Here is a 4,911-nt window from a genome sequence, read left to right on the forward strand (position 1 = left end):
ATATACAAAACTTTTATTTTAACTTTTTTATACGTTCACTTTCTGTTAGAATCCTCATTTGTTCAATAGCAATTGCATTTAATTTTTCTATCCTTTCAGTTGCATCCATTCCCTCATTTATAAAAACAGCATTTAAGTTCTCAAGATTTGATAAACACACTAATTGTGATATATCAGCATAGTCTCTCATATTTCCTTTTAACTCCGGATTATTTTCACGCCATTCTTTTGCTGTCATTCCAAACAAAGCTACATTTAATATATCTGCTTCACTTGCATAGATATAGTTTATTCTTTCCTTTGATAATTTTTCAGGGACAAGTTTATTCTTAATTGCATCTGTATGAATTTTGTAATTTATCTTAGCTAAATTCCTCTTGATATCCCAACCTAATTGTTTTTGTTCTTCTTCTTTTAAGCGCTCAAACTCTTTAATAAGATAGAGCTTAAAATAAGGTGATACCCACGACGCAAATTCAAAAGCTATGTCTTTATGTGCATATGTTCCACCATATCTTCCTGCTTTGGCAATAATTCCGATAGAATTCGTCTTATTGACCCATTGTTTAACCGATAAAATAAAACGATTAAAACCTGCTTCATTTTTAATTCCCTCGAATTCGGTGGAATTAAAATTCGCATTATACATTTCTTCCCATATTCCTAAAAATTCAATTGTATTTTTATTCCTTAGCCATTTTTCTATTAGTGCCACACCGTTTTCAGCATTTCTAACCATGTCGGTTAAAGAAATATAATCTCTATTATCTATGGCAATAATGCTAATTTCTGATCCTTCCACATTTATTTTAGACACAAAAATCACCTCACAATATCTCATTTTAACTATTATTATATCATTTTGTTTGTTCCTAAATATTTACCCTATCAACTCATAGTAAACAGTACTATTTATTTCCGTGAATTTTCCCGGAATTTTCTCGCCATTATTTTTATTTTGGCGTATTAAAATTAAAGTTGGCGAGATTATGAGTTACTTTTAATGCTATTCATCTATGTTTCTACAATTTCTATTTCTCCACTTCTTGATACAATTATTTTATCAATTTTATTGTCTACATAAGCCTTCAATAAACTTTCTTCGTCTAAGACTGTAATATCCGTTTCTTTCCTTGAATCAATCTCCTCTGACTTCAATTTCTCCAACTTACTCTCCAATAATATCTTTTTATCTTGGATAAAAGTTTTTTCCTTTAAATAGTCCTCTTTTGAAATATTTTTCTTTTTATAATTTTCATAGATGATTTGTAAATTGCTGTTTAATATGGATATTTCCTTTAGAATCTCTTCTTTCACATTCTTGTGCTCTATGACTTTCTCTTCATTTAATGTGTTTTGTATCTTAAAATCTTTTAATTTGGGTTTTATAAGTTCAATAATATCTTTCTCTTTGATATTGTTTGGTGTTTTCTCAGCTTTACATAAATTACAATAATAACTTTTATACTTGTATATTTTATCTGAATTTTTCTTTTGTCTAATATCACTGCGAAAACTCATATGTCTACCACATTCTTTACAAAAAATCTTATCAGAAAAAATAGAACGATTTTTGTTTCCTGTATATCCCCCAAAACTTCGTTTTTCTTTTATTTTCTTAACCTTATCAAATACTTCTCTTGAAATAATCGCTTCATGGGTATTTGGAAGTATTTTCCATTCCTCTTCAGGAAGTAAAATTCTTTTTCTTCCACCTATTTTTGTTTCTTTGAATTTATTATATACATAATCTCCTGTATATAGTTCGTTCCTTGTAATCTGTGAGATAGCTGCATTTGTCCAAACTCTTTTCTTTACCTCACTTCCAGTAATTAAATTTCCAGTATAATCAGAAAGTTTCAGTTCTTCTTTTCGTTCAGAGCGTGTAATATAACCTTTTTCATTAAATATATTAGCCACTTGAATACACGAATATCCTTTTAGCAATAAATCAAAAGCTTCTTTAACTATAAAAGCTGTTTTTTCATCAATGATGATACTATGTTTATCTTTAGGATCTTTAATATATCCAAAAGGTGCTGCCCAATTTATATTTTTCCCCTGCGATTTAATTTGCCTAATAGAACTTCTTACCTTTTCAGATAATTCCTTACTGAATAAATCATAATACAATGTCTTAAACTGTGTATCCATATCTAATCCATTTCCATTTTCGTTTATGGAATCATAACAATCATTGATAGCTATAAATCGTATTTTTAAAAATGGAAATATATTGCTCAAATAATCCCCAAGTAGAATATAATCTCTTGAAAACCTAGACATATCTTTTACAATTATAGTTCCTACTTTACCACTCTTTATATCCTCAATAAGCCTTAAAAATGAAGGTCTATTTGTATTAGTAGCAGAATATCCATCATCTACATATTCTTCTATTTCACAACTTTTTAAAGATGTTTCATTTTCAATGTAGCTTTTTATATAATCTCTTTGATTTACTATACTTACACTTTCATCTACTTTGTGATAATCTTCTTCAGAAAGTCTTAAATATATAGCTATCTTATTCATGCTCTACCTCCAACTGCTTTCCCATATCTTTATCAAGATTAAACTTAAAATATATGGTAACCTGCTTATACTCTGATATTTCTATATGGCTAATTAATGTATCGACCAATTCTTTATCAACTTCTATGCTTTTAGCATCCAAGCAGCAAAATAGTACATCTATAAATTCTATAATTTCTCTTTTTATCTTTTTTATATTTCTTATTCTTTCATCAAAAACTTTTAACTCATTTTTTAAGGTTTTTATTTGATTATTTATTTTTTTACTTTCTATTTTAAAATCACTTAAAAGAATATCTCCTTTAACATAGTTTTCATATTGTTCTTGTAGATTGATCCTAAGAGAAGCAATCTTTTTATTATTTACATCTGTTTTTATAGAAACTTGATTTATCTTTTTAGCACTTATACTTTCTAAATATATTTTTAGTTGTAATCTTTTATCCTTTTTATAAAAGCTTGAAAACAGTCTTTTAAAGGTATCTACTAAAATTTTGTCGAGGTCTGTTTCATATATTCTGACATGAGATTTTTCTAATTTTAATCTGTCTCCACCTTTACAATAATAACAATAGCAAATCTCATCATGATATTTCAGTCCTCTTGGTCCATATTGTTTTTTCAAATATCTGCCACAAACACTGCACTGTATGAGGTCGTCATACTTTCCTTCTTTTTTATGATCTCTTTGAATTTTTACTCCAACATTTTTCTTTTCCGTCTTTTATTATGTTTTTCAGTGAATGGTAAGGTAGATAGTTTTGTTTTTTCTCCTTTATCTCTCTGATATTTTCAAATGTAGTTTTGTCTATTAACCCTTCGTGGGTGTTCTCTGTTATAATCCACTCTTCTTTATCACGAAACTTACTTCTCCTACTTGGATCATGTCTATTTGAGTATACTCTTTGAATCAAATTCCCAATATATACTTCATCAGAAAGCATTTTTGATATATAAGAAATATCCCATTGTTTTGTATCTTCTTTATCCTTAAAAATTTTACCTGTTCTTTTATATTCATCAGGTGTCGTATATGTTTTAGTCAATTCTCTTGCTATTTGCATATTGGATTTACCTTGACCTGCCATATAAAAGATAAGTCTTACTACATCTGATGCCTTTTCGTCCATCACCAGAACTCTTTTTCCATCAATTTTATCAACCTTATAGCCATACGGAGCCATCGCTCCTATAAAAGACCCTTGTTTCATTTTTATTTCTTTAGAGGCTTTTATTTTCATTGAAATATCTTTTGCGTATAAATCATTAAAGATATTTTTTATTGCTATTTCATAACTCTGTTCTGATTTTATACCGTCTTTAGTATCCAAATTATCATTTACGGAAATAAATCGAACTCCCAAAAATGGAAATACTTTTTCGATATAGTTTGCGATTTCTAAATACTCTCTACCAAACCTTGACATATCTTTTACTATGATACAATTTATCCTACCTGTTCGGATATCTTCCATCATTTCAATAAATGCAGGTCTTTTAAAATTTGTTCCAGAATACTCATAGTCCTTGTATACTCTTAAAATCTTTATATCTTTTTCTTTTGCAGCATTTATACAAAGTTCTTCCTGCATTTCAAGTGAATTACTTTTATCCCTGTAAGCTTCCTTTCTTTCCTGTGATAATCTAGCATAAATACCGGCAATGTATATATTTTCAATCACTTTTCCAACTTCTGTTTCTGATTGTGATATATGCCTGTTTTTTGTTCTAGCCACAGCATACCTCACTTTCAGCACTTACAAGACTTTTATTCATAGCAGTGGGAATAGTTTTTGACTTCCTACTTATATAGACACTTTTCTTTTTTATGATGTTAGATTTAATATCAGGCTTATCCGTTTTTGTCATTTCTTCAAGTAAAGACAATTCTTCGGTATGATTAAACCTAACATCTATCGTCTTATCTTCAGAAATAAAAATTTTATCAATAAGCATCACAACAGACAATCTATCTATTTCCGATAAATTTTTATACTTGTTAATGTCGATGATCCAACTCTTATTTTTGTCAATCTTCTCCTTAGTATATTCCTGTTTTCTCAATCTATACTCGATACTTTCATCTAATTTAGTCAATTTCTCTATATAGTTTTTTCTAAAAAGTTGATATTCTTCTTTACTAATAACATCTTCTTTTAGGTCAAGGTATAGGGAAGATAAGAGTTCTTCTGTCATTGCTTTTTCTCGTTTTAGTATAGGAATTTGATTGTCTTTCAAATTTTTATTTATATCTATACGCTGAACTTTAGAATATAGATTTTCATTAAATTCAATGTAGGACTTCATTATTTTAGATACTGCTTTTATCAAGGTTTCTTCTTTTATGCTGTGTCTTGTGCAAGATTTTTCCTTGTT

At 28.4% G+C, this 4,911-nt stretch carries 4 protein-coding genes and 1 pseudogene; all 5 read right to left on the reverse strand.

Annotation, left to right across the window (positions count from 1 at the left end; genetic code table 11):
- Window positions 1-13: 13 nt before the first annotated feature.
- The gene (locus tag HMPREF0072_RS09455) at window positions 14-817 is read right to left on the reverse strand and encodes a KilA-N domain-containing protein (RefSeq protein ID WP_039931415.1); all 804 of its coding nucleotides are present in this window, start codon (window positions 815-817) and stop codon (window positions 14-16) included.
- Between the two features lie 197 nt (window positions 818-1,014).
- Window positions 1,015-2,535, reverse strand: coding sequence for a recombinase family protein (locus HMPREF0072_RS09460; RefSeq protein ID WP_004829897.1), 1,521 nt, complete (start codon window positions 2,533-2,535; stop codon window positions 1,015-1,017).
- A complete protein-coding gene (locus HMPREF0072_RS12535; protein ID WP_004829898.1) occupies window positions 2,528-3,160 on the reverse strand; it encodes a hypothetical protein in 633 nt (210 codons plus the stop codon). The genes HMPREF0072_RS09460 and HMPREF0072_RS12535 overlap by 8 nt, the downstream gene beginning before the upstream one ends.
- 52 nt (window positions 3,161-3,212) lie before the next feature.
- Complete coding sequence (locus HMPREF0072_RS12540) at window positions 3,213-4,271, reverse strand: recombinase family protein (RefSeq protein WP_004829900.1); 1,059 nt, start codon at window positions 4,269-4,271, stop codon at window positions 3,213-3,215.
- Window positions 4,264-4,911, reverse strand: a pseudogene (locus tag HMPREF0072_RS09470) (recombinase family protein); the annotation flags it as partial. The pseudogene HMPREF0072_RS09470 and the gene HMPREF0072_RS12540, both read right to left, overlap by 8 nt.

This window comes from Anaerococcus lactolyticus ATCC 51172 (genome assembly GCF_000156575.1).
Classification (GTDB): Bacteria; Bacillota; Clostridia; order Tissierellales; family Peptoniphilaceae; genus Anaerococcus; species Anaerococcus lactolyticus.